General features: G+C 72.6%; 14 protein-coding genes. 8 read left to right on the top strand and 6 right to left on the bottom strand.

Annotation, left to right across the window (positions count from 1 at the left end; translation table 11 throughout):
- Positions 1-701: 701 nt before the first annotated feature.
- A complete protein-coding gene (locus Dfulv_RS24765; protein WP_259855474.1) occupies positions 702-2600 on the bottom strand; it encodes an MDR family MFS transporter in 1899 nt (632 codons plus the stop codon).
- 87 nt (positions 2601-2687) lie between these two features.
- Here Dfulv_RS24765 and Dfulv_RS24760 point away from each other — a divergent pair, with 87 nt between their 5' ends.
- The 4 genes from Dfulv_RS24760 (at position 2688) to Dfulv_RS24745 (ending at position 7047) form a co-directional block, all read left to right on the top strand.
- On the top strand, positions 2688-4304 hold the full coding sequence (locus Dfulv_RS24760; RefSeq protein WP_259855473.1) for an ABC-F family ATP-binding cassette domain-containing protein: 1617 nt from the start codon (positions 2688-2690) through the stop codon (positions 4302-4304).
- 29 nt (positions 4305-4333) lie between these two features.
- Positions 4334-4708: a pyridoxamine 5'-phosphate oxidase family protein gene (locus tag Dfulv_RS24755; RefSeq protein ID WP_259855472.1), complete on the top strand. Its 375-nt coding sequence runs from the start codon at positions 4334-4336 to the stop codon at positions 4706-4708.
- A gap of 102 nt (positions 4709-4810) precedes the next feature.
- Complete coding sequence (locus tag Dfulv_RS24750) at positions 4811-6601, top strand: tetratricopeptide repeat protein (protein ID WP_259855471.1); 1791 nt, start codon at positions 4811-4813, stop codon at positions 6599-6601.
- Positions 6598-7047, top strand: a complete 450-nt coding sequence (locus Dfulv_RS24745; protein WP_259855470.1) for a GtrA family protein — start codon at positions 6598-6600, stop codon at positions 7045-7047. The genes Dfulv_RS24750 and Dfulv_RS24745 overlap by 4 nt, the downstream gene beginning before the upstream one ends.
- On the opposite strand, the gene Dfulv_RS24740 is transcribed toward Dfulv_RS24745, so the two are convergent.
- The 4 genes from Dfulv_RS24740 to Dfulv_RS24725 all read right to left on the bottom strand — a co-directional run bounded on the left by Dfulv_RS24740 (position 7038) and on the right by Dfulv_RS24725 (position 12550).
- A complete protein-coding gene (locus tag Dfulv_RS24740; protein WP_259855469.1) occupies positions 7038-7193 on the bottom strand; it encodes a hypothetical protein in 156 nt (51 codons plus the stop codon). The genes Dfulv_RS24745 and Dfulv_RS24740 overlap by 10 nt on opposite strands.
- Positions 7194-7267: 74 nt before the next feature.
- Entirely contained in the window at positions 7268-9220 is a 1953-nt protein-coding gene (locus Dfulv_RS24735) for a VWA domain-containing protein (RefSeq protein ID WP_259855468.1), read from the bottom strand.
- Positions 9221-9225: 5 nt separating this feature from the next.
- Positions 9226-10635, bottom strand: a complete 1410-nt coding sequence (locus Dfulv_RS24730) for a sigma 54-interacting transcriptional regulator (protein ID WP_259855463.1) — start codon at positions 10633-10635, stop codon at positions 9226-9228.
- Positions 10636-10972: 337 nt separating this feature from the next.
- The gene (locus Dfulv_RS24725; protein ID WP_259867951.1) at positions 10973-12550 is read right to left on the bottom strand and encodes an MFS transporter; all 1578 of its coding nucleotides are present in this window, start codon (positions 12548-12550) and stop codon (positions 10973-10975) included.
- Positions 12551-12784: 234 nt separating this feature from the next.
- Here Dfulv_RS24725 and Dfulv_RS24720 point away from each other — a divergent pair, with 234 nt between their 5' ends.
- Positions 12785-13162: an FKBP-type peptidyl-prolyl cis-trans isomerase gene (locus Dfulv_RS24720; protein ID WP_259855461.1), complete on the top strand. Its 378-nt coding sequence runs from the start codon at positions 12785-12787 to the stop codon at positions 13160-13162.
- A gap of 151 nt (positions 13163-13313) precedes the next feature.
- A complete protein-coding gene (locus Dfulv_RS24715; protein WP_259855459.1) occupies positions 13314-13958 on the top strand; it encodes an adenylate kinase in 645 nt (214 codons plus the stop codon).
- Between the two features lie 84 nt (positions 13959-14042).
- On the opposite strand, the gene Dfulv_RS24710 is transcribed toward Dfulv_RS24715, so the two are convergent.
- A complete protein-coding gene (locus Dfulv_RS24710; protein WP_259855457.1) occupies positions 14043-14393 on the bottom strand; it encodes an MmcQ/YjbR family DNA-binding protein in 351 nt (116 codons plus the stop codon).
- A 210-nt stretch (positions 14394-14603) separates the two neighbouring features.
- Between Dfulv_RS24710 and Dfulv_RS24705 the strand changes: the two genes are divergently transcribed.
- Both Dfulv_RS24705 and Dfulv_RS48420 read left to right on the top strand, forming a co-directional pair.
- Positions 14604-15071: an SPW repeat protein gene (locus Dfulv_RS24705; RefSeq protein ID WP_259855449.1), complete on the top strand. Its 468-nt coding sequence runs from the start codon at positions 14604-14606 to the stop codon at positions 15069-15071.
- 107 nt (positions 15072-15178) lie between these two features.
- The gene (locus Dfulv_RS48420; RefSeq protein ID WP_264675820.1) at positions 15179-16711 is read left to right on the top strand and encodes an acyltransferase family protein; all 1533 of its coding nucleotides are present in this window, start codon (positions 15179-15181) and stop codon (positions 16709-16711) included.
- Positions 16712-16716 lie beyond the last annotated feature (5 nt).

Below are 16716 nucleotides of genomic sequence, written 5' to 3'. Positions count from 1 at the left end.
TGACCCCGCGATGGCCTTCACTGCTGAGAATTGGACTGGTTGCCTCGAGCGAGTGGCCTGGCCGACTTGATTGGGCCCGGGGCGGCCACGAACTGCGGCCGGTCCGCCGCACTCGATGCGCTGATCCGACCTGCCGAGTCGACGCCGCGGCACCGGAGCCGCTGAGCCGAAGCCACCGAGCGGAGCTGCCAATGTGAAGCCACGGCGCCGGCGTCAGTAAACCGAAGCTGCCAAGCCGAAGCTGCCAAGCCGAAGCTGCCAAGCCGAAGCTGCCAAGCCGAAGCTGCCAAGCCGAAGCTGCCAAGCCGAAGCTGCCAAGCCGAAGCTGCCAAGCCGAAGCTGCCAAGCCGAAGCTGCCAAGCCGAAGCTGCCAAGCCGAAGCTGCCAAGCCGAAGCTGCCAAGCCGAAGCTGCCAAGCCGAAGCTGCCAAGCCGAAGCTGCCAAGCCGAAGCTGCCAAGCCGAAGCTGCCAAGCCGAAGCTGCCAAGCCGAAGCTGCCAAGCGAGAGCCTCGACCGGAGCTACCACAAGCCGAAGTCGCTGAGCCACAGCCACAGCCACGGTGCCGGGGCCAAAGGGTCGAAGCCGCCCAACCGAAGCCGCAGACTTCGGGCGCGGTGCGGCCCCGGGACAGGCGTGGTGAATCGTCACGGCGGGCGGGAACTCCTGGGCGAGTTCCCGCCCGCCGGGGGACGTCGACGGGTCAGCGGGCGTGGCGGGGTTCCGAGTCGGACGGCTCGGCCTCGCCGTCCGACTCGTGGGCGCCCGCGGCGTGGGACGGCACGTGGCCGTAGCCACGATCGGCCACGTCCTCGGCCTCGTGGGCTCCCCCGGCCGAGTCGGATGCCGCCGGGAGCCGGGAGCCGCCGTTGGCCGGCACCGCGGCGCTGCGGGTGAACGCCGGCGTCCCACCGGGAACGGCGGCGTCCGAAGACGAGGGAGAGCCGGGAGCAGAAGCAGCGGTGCCGGCCGCCGCGGCGTCCTCGGCCGCCCGCTGCTGGGCCGCCGACATCGACCGCAGCGGCAGTTCCGGCAGGAACAGGATGGCCACGAAGCCCACCGCCATGATGGCCGTCGCCACCAGGAATACCACGCTCATCGAGTCCGAGAAGCCGACCTTGAACGGGTGGGACAGCGGGGCCGCCAGGCGGTCCAGGATCGACGTGTCGTTGAGCGAGCTGGCGCTGCCCGACGTCGCCGCCGACTGGATCGTCTGGATGTCCTGCGGGTTGGCGCGCGCCGCCGCCTGGAACTCCGGCGTCGCGCTCGCCGCCGTGAACGCCGACTTGATCTTGTCCGGCAGCAGGCTGAAGAGGATCGACAGGAACACCGCGGCGCCCAGGGTGCCGCCCATCGAGCGGAAGAACGTCACCGTCGAGGTTGCCACGCCGATCTCGCGCGGGTTCGCGGCGTTCTGCGCGGCGGTGATGACCGGCTGCATGTTGCCGCCCAGGCCGAGGCCCATCAGCGCCATGACCAGCATGGTCCGCCACAGCGGGGTGTCGGCGCCGATGCGCGAGAACAGGAACAGCGCCACGATCATGAGCAGGGAGCCGATGATCGGGAACTTCCGGTACTTCCCGGTGCGCGCGATCACCTGACCCGAGACGATCGAGCCGGTCATAATGCCGAACACCAGCGGCATCAGCATGAGGCCGGCCTCGGTCGGGGTCGCGCCCTTGACGATCTGGAGGTACAGCGGCAGCGTCAGCAGCCCGCCGAACATCGCCATGCCGAGGATGAAGCTGCCCGTGGAGGCGACCGAGAAGGTGCGGCCGCGGAACAGCCGCAGCGGCAGCAGCGCCTCGTCCTTGTAGAAGTACTCGGCGACGACGAACAGGATGAGGCCGGCGGCGCCGATGCCGTAGCACACGACCGACCGGCCGGAGCCCCAGCCCCACTCGCGGCCCTGTTCGGCGACGGTCAGCAGCGGCACCAGGCAGACCACGAGCGCGAGCGCGCCCGGCCAGTCGATGCGGTGGTCGGTGCGGCGGTGCGGGATGTGCAGCACGCGCATGACGACCAGGAACGCGGCCAGGGCGATCGGCACGTTGATGTAGAAGATCCAGCGCCAGCCGGTGACGCCGAGGATCTGGTCAGCGCCGGCGAAGAACCCGCCGAGGACCGGGCCGAGGACGCTGGAGGTGCCGAAGACGGCGAGGAAGTAGCCCTGGTACTTCGCCCGCTCGCGCGGCGGGACGACGTCGCCGATGATGGCGAACACCAGGGAGAACAGGCCGCCGGCGCCGATGCCCTGGACGGCGCGGAAGGCGGCGAGCTGGTAGATCGACGCCGCCAGGCCGCACAGCGCGGAGCCGATGATGAAGATTCCGATGGCGAAGAGGATGAACGGCTTGCGGCCGTAGATGTCGGAGAGCTTGCCGTACAGCGGCGTCGCGATCGTCGACGTGATGAGGAACGCCGTGGTGGCCCACGCCTGGATCGAGAACCCGCGGAGGTCGTCGGCGATCGTCCGCATCGCCGTCGACACGATGGTCTGGTCGAGGGCGGCCAGGAACATGGCCATCATGAGTCCGGCGAGGATCGTCACGATCTGCCGGTGCGAAAGGGTCTGGTCGCCGGTTGGCGCTGGTGCGCTCAAGACGTCACTCCTGTTTCGAGCCGTTCGCGTTTCAAAATCAAGCTACTCCCCGCGGCCGGCCCGGACACGCTGAGGCACACTATCCGGATGTCTGCAACGTTGGTGGCCAAGGGTCTCGCCGCCGGGCACGGCGACCGGGCCCTGTTCTCGGATCTCGATCTGGTCGTGGCGCCGGGCGACGTCGTCGGGCTCGTCGGGGTCAACGGGGCGGGCAAGTCGACGCTGCTGCGCACGCTCGCCGGGCTGCTGCCCGCGGAGCACGGCGGCATCCAGCTGAACCCGCCGACGGCCACGATCGGCTACCTGCCGCAGGAGCCGGACCGCCGCCCGGGTGAGACGGTCCGCGAGTTCCTGGCCCGCCGGACAGGCGTCGCCGAGGCACAACGCCGGATGGAGGCGGCGGCCGAGGCGCTCGCGACCGACCCGGCCGCGGAGGACGAGTACGGCACCGCCCTCGAGCGCTGGCTCGCGCTCGGCGGCGCGGACTTCGACGAGCGGGCCGAGGAGATCGCCGACAACCTCGACCTGCCGATGACGGCGCTGTCCGGCGGTCAGGCGGCGCGCGCCGGCATGGCGTCGCTGCTGCTCAGCCGGTACGACATCTTCCTCCTCGACGAACCGACCAACGATCTTGACCTCGAGGGCCTGGAGCGGCTGGAGCGGTTCGTCCGGGGCCTCAAGAGCGGCGCGGTGCTGGTCAGCCACGACCGTGAGTTCCTGGCCCGGACCGCGACCCGGATCCTGGAGCTGGACCTGGCGCAGCAGCAGGTCAACCACTACGGCGGCGGGTACGCGGGCTATCTGGAGGAGCGGGAGGTCGCGCGGCGGCACGCCCGGGAGCGCTACGAGGATTACGCGGAGACGAAGGCCGAGCTGGAGACCCGTGCCCGCACCCAGCGCGCCTGGATGGAGAAGGGCGTGAAGAACGCCCGCCGCAAGCAGTCCGACAACGACAAGATCGGCAAGAGCAAGCGGATCGAGTCGACGGAGAAGCAGGCGGCGAAGGCCCGCCAGACCGACCGGCTGATCGAGCGCCTGGAGGTTGTCGAGGAGCCACGCAAGGAGTGGCAGCTGCGGATGGAGATCGCCGCGGCGCCGCGGGCGGGCGCGGTGGTGGCGACGCTGCGTGATGCGACCGTGCGCCGCGGCGGGTTCACCCTCGGCCCGGTCGACCTGCAGATCGACTGGGCTGACCGGGTGGCGATCACCGGCGCCAACGGCTCCGGCAAGACGACCCTGCTCGGCGCGCTGCTCGGGCGGATCCCGCTCGACACCGGCACGGCGCACCTCGGTCCCGGCGTGGTCGTCGGCGAGGTCGACCAGGCCCGGCGCATGTTCGAAGGGGACGCGACGCTGCTCGACGCGTTCCGTCAGCAGGTACCGGACGAGAATCCGGCGGACGTGCGGACCTTGCTGGCGAAGTTCGGCCTGCGCGCCGGGCACGTGCTGCGCCCGGCGAAGAGCCTGTCGCCCGGCGAGCGCACCCGGGCGGCCCTGGCGCTGTTGCAGGGCCGGGGCGTCAACCTGCTGGTCCTCGACGAGCCGACGAACCACCTCGACCTGCCGGCGATCGAGCAGCTGGAGCAGGCCCTCGACGGCTACCCCGGCACGCTGCTGCTGGTCACCCACGACCGGCGGATGCTGGCGGCCGTGCACACCAACCGGCACGTCGCGGTCACGGACGGGCAGGTGCGTGAACAGTGAACGGTCCGGAGCACAGCGGAGGTGACGGTGTGACACCGTTCGAGGAGTTCTGGGCCGAGCGGCATCTCTGCACGCTGACGACGCTCCGGCGGGACGGGACGCCGCACGTGGTGCCGGTGGGCGCCACCTACGACCCGGTGACCGGCGTCGCGCGGGTGATCACCTCGGGGACGTCGCAGAAGGTGCGCAACGTCCGGAACAACCCGCGGGTCGCGATCACGCAGGTGGACGGGCGCCGATGGAGCACCCTGGAGGGGACGGCCGTCGTCGATACGGATCCCGAGGTCGTACGGGATGCGGAGGAGCGGTACGCCAGCCGCTACCGGCAGCCGCGGGTCAACCCGGCACGCGTGGTGATCATGGTCACGGTCACACGGGTGTTGGGCACCTGCCGGCCCGGCTGACAGTCGACGTTCATCGGCGATCATCGTGGTCCGTCGAGGGTGACCCGAACGGGTGAAGCACCCGCCAGCTGCGGCATTCGGACGTTGCAATACCCTGCCCGCGTGGCTGTGACTGAAGAGGATCCGGTCGCGCAGGCGCACGGCGAGCTGTCCCTCGCCCGGGTCGCGCTCGCGGACGACGACCTGGCACACGCGGCGAACCACCTCGCCGGTGCGATCGCGTGGGCCCCGGCACTGCCCGAGGTGCACGAAGTGCTCGCCGCGCTCGCCAGCCGCGCCGGCCGCGGTGCGATGGCGCTGTTCCCGCTCGAGGAGCCGGCCTACATCGGCACCGTCGTGGCGCGGGCCCACCTGCAGGCCGCCATCGCACCGCTCGAGGCGCTGCAGCTGCTCGTCCAGGCGACGAAGCACGAGCCGGCGCTGCCGTGGGCGGACGTCAGCTGGGTGCGGGCGCTCGACGTGGCCCGCGTCGACCCCGACGACCTGTCCCGCCTGTTCATCGGCGTGATGCAGCGGCTCGGCGACCCGGCCGGCCCGGAGGTGGCGAAGGCCAACGAGGTGTACCTCGACCTCGCCCGCCGGGCGACGGCGGCGCACCCGGACCACGCGATGCTGCACGGCGCCGCGGCGGGGCTCGCCCGGCGGTTCCCCGGCCACGTCGCCGAGGCGGTCCGCTGGGGCCGGCGCGGGCACCGGCTGCACCCCGACAAGCTCACCTCGGTCTGGTACGCGTACGCGCTGCGCGCCGACGGCCGCCTCGACACCGCGCTGAAGGTCATGCGGGCGGCGTGGCGGGCCTCGCCGGCCGACATCGACCTGTGCGCGGACATGGCGAACTGGCTGGGCGAGGCGGGCCGGCTCGACGAGGCCCTGGAGCTGCTCGACCTCGCGACCCGCGCGGCGCCCGACTTCGACTGTGCCGCCCACACCGCGGCCCGGCTGCGCTTCGGCCGCGACGACGACGTGCGGCACCTGGTCGGGCTCGTCGACTTCATGCGCACCCACCCGGTGTACAGCCACGAGCACACCGACCTCGAGGGCGCCTGCGGCGGCACGCCGTGGCTCGGCATCGCCGCCGGGCCGACCGAGGCCTGCGTGAACTTCCTCGCCCAGGTCCCGACGGACCGGCGTGACACCGAGGGCGCGATGCGGCTGTCGGCGCTGGAGGTACCGAGCGCGCTCGCCCTGCTGCGGCGGCGGATGCCCCGCCTGGCCGTCGAGATCGCCGGGCCGCCGCCCGCGGACCTGGTGGCCCCGCTGCGGCCGGGCCGGGTGCTGTGGCGCTACGACGGCCTCGACGCGTACCCGACGGTGGAGCCGGCCTCGGCGCGCGGCCGGGAGCTGCTGGCCCGCGTCGCCGCGCCGGCGTGGCCGCACCCGGTCGGCGCGTACGACCGGGCGCTGCCGCTGGGGCAGCTGCCGGCCGAGGAGCTGCTGTCGCTGCTGGTCCACCCGCCCGCGCCGGCGCGGGAGCTGCCCGACGGCTGGTGGGAGCGGTCCGCGCAGGTGTTCGCCTGCCTGGGCCTGCTGCACTGCGACGAGCTGCGGGCGGGAGCGGCGCCCGGCGACACGGGCCGCGCCCGGGAGCTGCTGACGGAGATCGCGTTCGGCGTCGAGGACTGGACCACGGAGGCGGCGTGTTTCGCGCTGGCCGTCGCGGCCTGGCTGGACCCGGCGTGCCGGGCGGAGGTCGCCGGGACCGTCGGCCGCCGGTTCGTGACCGCGGTGGAGGCGTCGCAGCGGCGGGCCGTGACGATCCGTGACTCCCTCGCCGGGATCGTCCTGATGACCCCGGAGATGGTACCGGAGGTGACGGCGCTCGCCCGCGAGGTGGCCGGCCGCCCACCGGCGGCGCCGGTCCGCAAGCGGCGGAAGTGGTTCTCGTCGCGATGAGCACCCTGCGGCGCCTGCTGCGGCACACGCTGACCCGGTTCCTGGCGTTCGGTGCGGTCGGTTTCGCGTTCGACCTGACGCTGCTGGCGCTGCTCAAGGCGTTCACGCCGCTGCCGGTGTGGGCGGCGGTCAGCATCGCGTTCTGGGTGACCTACGCGCTGAACTTCGTCCTCAACCGGTACTTCGCCTTCCACGCCCAGGACCGGCCGGTGGGGCCGCAGGTGGCCCGGTTCGCGGTGCAGGTGCTCGGCGACTTCCTGCTCACGCTGGGCGCGGTGGAGGGGCTGCACGCCCTCGGGATGCCGCTGCTGGCCGCGCGGGTCCTGGCCGGCGGGACCAACCTCGTGTGGAACTACCTGCTGTACCGCTTCTGGACCTTCGGCGGCGCGCAGGCGGCCCCCGCGTCAGGCGCGGGGGCCGCCGCGAAGGTGACCGTTCACCAATAGTGCCGGCGCCCGGCGAGCGGGCGGCCGACGGCACCCAGGATCCACAGCACGGCCCCGATGATCAGCAGCACGATGCCGATCGTCTCCAGGATGCCGACATGCAGGAAGAGCCCGAGCAGGAAGAGGACCAAACCGAGGATGAGCATCTTGGACTCCCGGTACGAGGGGTACTGATCGACATACGTCTGGTACCCCTCGGACCCGGAATCCGAAACACCCCTCAGCCCCGGCGGGCGCGGCGGGCGCGGATGTAGTCGGAGACGACGTATCGGCCGAGGTCGTCGGCGTCGGGCGTGAAGACCCGGCCGCCGTTGCGCCGGGCGACCGCGTCGACGAAGCGGCGCAGTCCCAGATCCTCGCCGAGCATGAAGAAGTTCAGCACCGCGCCGAACCGGGTGAGCTGGTCGACCTCGTGGACCGTCGCGGACACCGTCTCGCGGGTGGACGGCCACATGAAGTACGACGAGCCGTCGTCCAGCAGGTGCGCCGTCGGTTCACCGTCGGTGACGACCAGGACGACCGGGTCGGAGCCGGGGTGGCGGCGCAGGTGCCGCGCGGCGAGACGCAGGGCGTGCTGCAGGTTGGTGCCCTGCACCATGTCCGGCTCGACGGCCGCCAGTTCCTCCTGGGACAGCTTCATGGCGTAGCGCCCGAAGCCGATGATCTGCAGGGCGTCCTGCGGGAACCGGGTCGCCACCAGGTGTGACAGCGCGAGCGCGGCCTGTTTCATCGGGCCCCACCGGCCGTCAGCCATCATCGAGAACGACAGGTCGACGCAGAGCGCGACCGCGGCCGAGACGCGCCGCTCGGTCTCGGCGATCTCGAAGTCCTCGACGTCGAGCCGGATCGGCAGCGTCGTGGCCCCGCCGGTCGCCTGGCGGCGCACCGCGTTGCCGATCGTGCGGACCACGTCGATGGGCTGCTCGTCGCCATACGCCCACCGCCGTGACGCCCCGGTCAGCTCCCCGGCGGCACCCGCGTCACGCAGGTCGTGCTGGCCCTGCCGGCCCGCCTCGAGCTGCGAGAACACGGTCCGCAGCGCGGTGCCGCCGAGCCGGCGCAACGCCTTCGGGCTGAGTGTGAGGCCGTCGCCGCCGCGGGTGACCCAGCCCTGCCGGCGCAGCTGCTGCTCCAGCTCGCGCAGGCGGCGCAGGTCGTCGGCGGCGGACCGGCCGAGCTGCCGCTCGACGGCCTCGACGTCGACGTCGTCCAGCGTCGCTCCCGGGTGCTCCTGGCCGAGCTGGTCGAGCAGGTCGTCCAGGTCGCCGATCTCCTCGAGGGCGCCGGCGGCCTCGCCGTAGCCGAGGTCGCGCTGGCCGCGCACCCGCTCGCCGCGGCCCCAGTTGAGGTCGGGCCGCAGCGCCCGCAGGTTGTCGGTGAGCCGCCCCATCTCCCCGGCGAGGTTGCCCAGCGACTGTTCCATGAGCGACTGCAGCTCGTCGCGCTGCTGCGGGGTCAGCGACCGCATCAGCCGCTCCCCCGCCGCCGCCCGCCGCGCGAGGGCGTCGATCAGCTCGTCGACGTTGGCGGGCTTCTCCGGGAAGAACTCGCCGTGCCGCTCCATGAACCGCGCGAACGCGTCGTCGGTGTGCTCGCCGCGGGCGTGGCGCTCCAGCAGTGCGTTGAGATCCTGGAGCATCTCCCGCGTCCGCTCGTTGGCGGCCGGGTCCTGCAGCGCCTGCTGCAGGCCGCGGAAGCGCTGGTCGAGCACCTCACGCCGGAGCTGGTCGAGGATCTGCTGGTAGAGGCCCCTCGCCTCATCGGATTTCCAGTTGTACCGCGAGAGCTCCTCGACGGCCCGCGCGGTGGACCTCGGCAGGCTGTCGAGGACCGTCTCGTTGAAGCGGGCCTCGTCGGTGTCGTGCCGGGCCAGCTCGTCGCGCTCGGCGGCGAGGGCCTGGTCGAGCAGCTGCTGTGCCCGGGTCACGGCGCCGTCGAGGTCGCCGCGGCGCATCGCGTCGCGGCGCAGGCGCCGGGCCCGGGCGAGCAGGTCGTCGAGGCCACGGCCGCCCTGCGGGCCGCGGCGCAACAGGTTGCGCAGCGCCTCCCGCAGGCTGCCGCCCCCGAGAACCTCGGCGCCGACCTCGTCGACGGCGGCGCGCACGTCGTAGGGCGGGGCGAGCGGGTCGGGCCCGCCGCGCCATGCCCCGTAGCGGAACCTGTTGTGGCGCAAAGGTTTCAGCCTCCGTACACGGTGCGGCCGTCTTCGGTGAGATCCTTGCTGAGCCGGCGGGTCAGGTGCAGCCCTTCGAGCGCGAACTCGATACCGGCCGCGGCCTCGCCGCGGCCGGGCGCGTCGCCGAGCCCGAGGCGCTCCAGCACCTTCGCCAGGCCGGGCACCGTGCCGACCTGGCGGAGGATGTCGTCGGCGCCGGACAGTTCGCCGGTCTCGATGACCTGGCCCTCGGCGACGAGGTCGGTGAAGCCGGACAGGTCCAGGCCGGCGAGCCGGCCGCGGAACGTGTCGGCGGTCGCGGTGCGCAGCAGGTGCGCGAGGATCTCGATCTCCCGCCCCTCCTCGCCGCTGTCGAACTCGACCTTGCCGCGCAGGGTGCTGGTCACCGACACCGTGTCGCCGATGCGCGCGACCGGCAGTTCCTCGTCGAGCAGCCCGGCCCGGCGCAACGCGGACGCGGCGACGGTCTCGGCGGCGGCGATGGCGAACCGGGCCGAGACGCCGGAGCGGGCGTCGACGGACGGCGACTCGCGGACCGCCCGGGTGAACCGGGCGAGCACCTCGAGGACGTGGTCGGGGACCTGCGCGACGAGCTGCGCCTCCTGCCGGACCAGGTCGATCTCCAGCTCGAGGTCGAGCGGGTAGTGGGTGCGGATCTCGGCGCCGAACCGGTCCTTGAGCGGGGTGATGATCCGCCCGCGGTTGGTGTAGTCCTCCGGGTTGGCACTGGCCACGAGCAGCAGGTCGAGCGGCAGGCGCAGCTGGTAGCCACGCACCTGGATGTCCCGCTCCTCCAGCACGTTGAGCAGCGACACCTGGATGCGCTCGGCGAGGTCGGGCAGCTCGTTGACGGCGAAGATGCCGCGGTTGGTCCGCGGGACCAGGCCGAAGTGGATCGTCTCCGGGTCGCCGAGCGTGCGCCCCTGCGCGACGCGGATCGGGTCGACGTCGCCGATGAGGTCACCGACACTGGTGTCGGGGGTGGCGAGCTTCTCGCCGTACCGCAACGACCGGTGCAGCCAGTCGACCGGCAGGGCGTCGCCGGCCTCGGCCGTCAGGCGCCTGGACGCCGGGGTGATCGGCGCGAAAGGATGCTCGTTGAGCTCGGACCCGGCGATGACCGGGGTCCACTCGTCGAGCAGGCCGACCAGGCCGCGGATGACGCGGGTCTTGCCCTGGCCCCGCTCGCCCAGCAGCACGACGTCGTGCCCGGCGAGGATGGCCCGTTCGAGCTCGGGAAGGACGGTGTCTTCGTAGCCGACGATGCCTGGGAAGCGCGGCTCGCCGGAGCGCAGCCGGGCGAGGAGGTTCTCGCGCAGCTCCTCCTTGACGGTGCGGAACCGGTGGCCGGTAGCCCGGAGCTCTCCCACGGTGCGTGGCAGGTCCAGGGGCTGGTCTGGCGTCTGAGTCACGCATCGAACCTAGCGCGCCCTCCGCGGTGCCCGCGGCCGCGCGCGGCAACCCGTCCCGTCCCCTGGACCCGGCGCCCTCGCCGACCGGACCCCCGCCGACGGCACGCAGGCCTGTCCCGTGACGTTCTCCACTGGCGCGACGCCGGCCTGCGACTGCGCCTGACCAGCTGTTTTGTCGTCCGTCCGCGCCGCTGCCCAGAGCTGCTCCGCACACCGCCCCGCCCGCGCCGCAGTGCAGTCGGCGTCTCAACCCGATCGTGCCCGGTGAAGCCGGTGTGTGGAGTGTTGTGGTCGCCCCGGCAACCACAACACTCCACACACGTCCCCGACGGCACGCTCAGCCTGCCCCGGAGACCGCCGACGCGGACGGGGAACCCGACACCGGGGCCGGGTCGGCGGCGGGTTCGGCGGAGCGGGCCGGGCCGAGCGGGGGCAGGTGGCGCAGCATGCGCAGCGTCAGCAGGGCCAGCGCCAGCAGCAGCACCGCACTCACCGCGGCCACCACGTGCATGCCCGTGGTGGAGGCGTCCCGCGCCGCCGACAGTACCGCCGCGGCGGCATCGTCCGGCAGGCTCGCGGCCGCCGTCGTGGCGCCGGTGATCGTGTCCCGCGCGTCGGCCTCGGCCTGCGTGGACAGGCCCGCGGGCAGGTCGACGACCCCACGGTAGACCGCGGCGCCCAGGCTGCCCAGGGCGGCGATGCCCAGCGCGAAGCCGAACTCGCCGCTCGTCTCGTTCAGCGACGCCGCCGCGCCGGCCTTCGCCACCGGCGCCGAGCCCACGATGATGTCCGTCGCCAGGGTCACCAGCGGGCCCATGCCCAGATTGATGATCACGAACGCCACCACGACCGGCAGCGGGCCGCCGCCGGCGGGGACCTGGGTCACCAGCAGCAGGCCGAGGACCGACACCAGCAGGCCGCCGCCGATGAGGTACCCCCGGCGGATCCTGCGCGCGACGAGCGGCGACAGCTGGAAGCTCAGCCCCGTCGCCACGACGGCGGGCAACGTCCACAGCCCGGCCGCGGCCGGCGACAGGCCCTTGACGAGCTGCAGGTGGGACGTGATGAAGACCATCATCGCGCCGGTGAGCATGGTACCGGTGAACATGCCCCCAAGGGCGGTACTGAACGCGCGGTCACCGAACAGTCGCAGGTCGAGCAGCGGGTCGGCGAGGGTCCGCTGGCGGCGGACGAACACCGCGCCGACCGCCAGGCCGGCGAGCAGCGCGACGACGGCGGAGGCGTGCCAGCCGGAGCGGGCGAGCTCCTTGAGGCCGTAGACGGCGGGCAGGATCGTGGCCAGCGACAGCACGACGCTGGGCAGGTCGAGCCGGCCGGCATCGGGGTTGCGGTGCTCGGGCAGCAGGATCGGCCCGAGGACGAGCAGCAGCACCATGGCGGGCACGCCGAGCAGGAACGCGGAGCCCCACCAGAAGTGGGCGAGCAGCGCCCCGCCGACCAGCGGGCCGATGATGGCGCCGCCCATGAAGCAGGTCATCCACACCCCGATCGCGAGCGCCCGCCGGCGCGGGTCGGGGAACATGCTGCTGATCAGCGCGAGTGTCGACGGGGCGAGGGTCGCACCGGCGACGCCGAGGACGGCGCGGGCGGCGATGAGCATCTCCGGGCTCGTGCTGTAGGCGGCGGCGACCGACGCCAGCCCGAACGCGGTGGCGCCGATGAGCAGCAGCCGGCGCCGGCCGATCCGGTCGCCGAGCGTCCCCATCGTGATCATGAGGCCCGACAGCAGGAACCCGTACACGTCAAGGATCCACAGCTGTTCGGTGCTGCTCGCGTGGAGGTCCGCGCTGAGCGTCGGCAACGCGAGCAGCAGCACGAACACGTCGATCGAGACGAGCAGGGTGGGCAGGGCCAGCACGGCCAGGCCGATCCAGGCGGCGTTGTTCCTCTTCATGCCCACCGGTCGGAGCCTGCGGGCGGTTCTCGACATGCACGGACAACCCGATCGCCGGCACCGGGGCGGCGGTGCGGTCGAACCGGGGCGACGCCGCGTGCGCGGCGGTGCCCGCGACGCACCCCACCACCAGCCAGAAGGCCGCACGGACCGGGTGTATGCGCAGAGCGTAGTGCGTCATGAGGCAGGATGGTCGGTGACCGATTGCACCGAATACGCCGAGGAGACATACGCATGGCGCTCAGCAAGCCCGAAGTCACCCTGCCCGAGGGGCCGCCGCCCGCCGACCTGGTCATCGAGGACATCACCGTCGGTGATGGCCCGGAGGCCGCGCCCGGCCAGCAGGTCAGCGTCCACTACGTCGGGGTGTCGTTGTCCAACGGCCGCGAGTTCGACGCGTCGTGGAACCGGGGCGGCACGTTCGACTTCGCGCTCGGCGCGGGCCAGGTCATCACCGGCTGGGACCGGGGCGTGGCCGGCATGAAGGTCGGCGGCCGGCGCAAGCTGGTCATCCCGCCGCACCTGGGCTACGGCGACCGCGGCGCCGGCGGCGGCCTGATCAAGCCGGGTGAGACGCTCGTCTTCGTCGTCGACCTGCTCGGCACCCGCTGACCAAGCTCCCGCGATGTGGGATCCGCATTCCCACGGATCCCACATCGGGGAATGCGGAAACTCACAGGCGGCGCACAGGCCCCGTGAAGCATTCAGATGCGATGCTGGACCATCGGCGGGTGGCCGATGGAGCATACGAAGGGGTGTGCATATGACGATGCAGTCGGCAAATCCGCGGGCGAAGCGAATCCTCATGATCGGCGCCCCCGGCGCCGGCAAAGGCACCCAGGCCGACCTCATCGCCAAACAGTTCGGCATCACCCACGTCGCCAGCGGTGACCTGCTGCGCCGCCACATCACCGAGGGCACCACGACCGGCCGGACCGTCGAGGCCTACGTCAACAAGGGTGAGCTGGTCCCCGACACGATCATCATGGACATGCTGCGCAAGCCGGTCATGGCCGCCAGCGAGGCCGGCGGTTACGTCCTCGACGGCTTCCCGCGCACGGTCGACCAGGCCGAGGCGGCGTACCGCACAGCCGGCAGCCTCGGCGTCGGCGTCCAGATCGCGATCCACCTCGAGGTGCCCGAGGACGAGCTCATCCGCCGGATGCTCGCCCGGGCCCGCGGCGCCGACGACACCGAGGACATCATCCGCCACCGCATCAAGGTGTACGAGCAGAAGACCCGCCCCCTGCTGGACTACTACGCGCAGCGGGAACTGCTCATCCAGGTCAACGGCGCCCGCCCGGTCGGCGAGGTGACGTGGTCGATCGTCGTGCAGCTCCAGCGCGCCTTCAAGCGCCCGACCGCCCCCGGCCGGGTGCAGACCACGACCGACCGCGCGGTCGCCTGACGGCCGCCGGAGCCGGCGACCCGGTCCGGGCGGCACCGGCTCATCCACGCAGGTGCTTCGAGGCCGCGCGGACGGCCCGGGGCGTCAGCCGGCGGGGCGGTCCTTCCTCGGCAGCTTGGAGACGACCCAGCGGTACGACTCGTCGACCGCCTCGAGGACCTCGTCGTCAGGGATCGCGCCGCCGTACCGCAGGCTGTTCCAGCCGGACCGGCCGATGTAGGGCATCACGGACGCGTCGCCGGGATAGCGGTGCAGCCACTCGTCGGCCGCCTCGCGGCTGGGCGCGCACTTGACCCCGACGCTGGTCTGCTCGGCCGACCCGACGAACGCGAAGATCTTCGGACCGACCTTGACGACGACGTCGCCCTCCCACGGCTGGTCCTGCCAGGCCCCGGGCTTGGCCAGACAGTGCGCGAGCAGCTCATCCCTGGTCACGGTTCCCGACCGTACCGCTGATGGCTATGGTCGCCGCACCCATCGACCCCCTGGAGGTGATGCCGACCCCCCTGTCTCGCGGCTCCCACGCGAACCCGGGGCACGGCGGCCGGTGTCCGCAGCGCCGCCGCCGTACCCTCCCGAAAGCCATGGGTTAGTTCTTCGCAAAACGGGTTAGACCTCGGTGATCCGCAACGAAAGGGGGTCGTCATGGTTCGGCCCATATCAGACCTCGAAGCGCACCCGGATATTGCCGAGCTGCGCGCCCGCTACGACCGGGCGGCCGAAACGCCGACCGCGTTCCTTGCCGACGGCGCGCTGATGCTTGCTGGGGTCTGGCTGGCCATCTCCCCGTGGGTGGTGGGCTTCGCGGCCACCCAACGGAACCTGGCCGTCAACAACCTGATCTGCGGTATCGCCGTGAGCCTGCTGGCCATCGGTTTCGCCTCCGCCTACGGCCGCACGCACGGCCTGGCATGGGTGCCGGTGGTCCTGGGCATCTGGGCGATCATTTCACCGTGGGTTGTCGCGGGCGGCGGTGTCACCGGCGGCATGCTCGCGAGCAACATCGTGGTCGGCGCGATCACGGCGGCCCTGGGGCTGATCACCATGCGGCTGCCCGGCCTCGGCAAGTCGCGGCCGCATCGCCAGCTCCGCGAGACCCCGGCCCAGAGGTGAGATACGCGTGACCGGGGGCCGGCCCGACGGCCCGCTCCCGGTCACTCCGAGGTGAAATACGCCGGTCCCGGCATGCAACGTCTGCCGAGGTCCGCTACACAACGAGGGTGGATCGCAACAACCGCCTGCCGTCGCTCACGGGGCTGCGGTGGGCGGCTGCCCTGGCCGTCTTCGGCCAGCACCTGCTGGAGCGGCTCATCGACCCGCACCTCGACGCGCCACGACAGGTCAGGTCGGTCCTGTGGGCCGTGCTGGTGAACGCCGGCGGCCTCGGTGTGTCGTTCTTCTTCGTCCTGTCCGGCTTCGTCCTGGCCTGGTCCGCCCGGCCGGGCGAGAGCGCGATCCGCTTCTGGTGGCACCGCTGGACCAAGATCTATCCGGCGACGCTGGTGACCACCCTGGCCGCGGTCGTGCTCGTCGGCGCGGCCGGGCCGCTGCAACTGGTCACCCACCTGACGCTCACCCAGAGCTGGGTGCCCCGCCACGACGTCTTCGGCGCGCTCAACCCGGTCAGCTGGTCGCTGGCCTGCGAGGCGTTCTTCTACCTGTGCTTCCCCGCGCTGTTCGCGGCGCTGCGCCGGTTGCGCACGCCCGGGCTCTGGGCGGTCGCGGTCATGATGATCGAGATCGTGATCGCCGTGACGGCGAACCTCGTGGCGTTCGACCGTTCGACCGCGCTCTTCGTCGGATACCTCCTGCCGCCCGTACGCATGGCCGAGTTCACCCTCGGCGTCGCGGCGGCGCTGCTCGTGCGCTCCGGCGCCTGGCGCGGCCCGGGGCTGCGGCTGTCGCTCGCGCTGGTGCCGCCGGCCGCCGCGGCGGGCCTGTTCGTCCCGTTCCCGGTCAACCAGCACGCCCTGACGCTCGTGCCGGTCACCCTCGTCGTGGCCGCCGCCGCGCGGGCCGACCTGGCGGGGACGCGCACCCTGTGGTCGCGGTCGCCGATGGTGTACCTCGGGAATCTGTCCTTCGCCTTCTACCTGGTGCACTACCTGGTGTTCGTGGCGTTCGAGCGGTTCGGCCTGCTGCCGCGCTCGGTGGACCCGTTCGAGGCGCTGCTCGCCACGCTGTCCGTGTTCGCACTGAGCGTGGTCGCCTCGTTGATCGTCTACCACGGCGTCGAACTGCCCGGGCTGCGGCTGTTGCGGCACACCGGCACCAGCACACACGGACGGCACCGGGCCGGCCGCGCGGTGCTCATCCCCACCCGTGCCCTGCCGCCCGGGCCGAGCGCCCGGCCCCCGCTGGCCACCCCGTGGTACGCGGAGCCGGATCGGGCCCCGGCCGCGCGGTACGCCGCGCCGGAGCCCGCCGCGACCGCGTGGCACACCGCACCGGGGCCGGTCCCGGCACCGCGACACACCCCACCGGAGTCCGTCCCGGCCGCACGGCACACCGCACCGGGGCCGGTCCCGACACCGCGACACGCCCCGCCGGAGCCGGCCGCACGGCACGCCCCGCCGGAGCCGGTCCACGCCCCACGACACGCCCCACCCGACTCCATCCCGGCCCCGCGGCACGCCCCGCCGGAGCCGGCGCCCACCGGGCGGCACGCACAGCCCGAGCGGGCGTCGACCGGGCGGCACGCACTGCCTGAGCCGGCCTCGACCGGGCGGCACGCACTGCCTGAGCCCGCGTGACCGGG

The sequence above is a fragment of the Dactylosporangium fulvum genome, assembly GCF_025137375.1.
GTDB classification, from domain to species: domain Bacteria; phylum Actinomycetota; class Actinomycetes; order Mycobacteriales; family Micromonosporaceae; genus Dactylosporangium; species Dactylosporangium fulvum.
The sequence above is the reverse complement of the archived record's forward strand: the minus strand, read 5'-3'. Positions and strand labels throughout refer to the sequence as shown.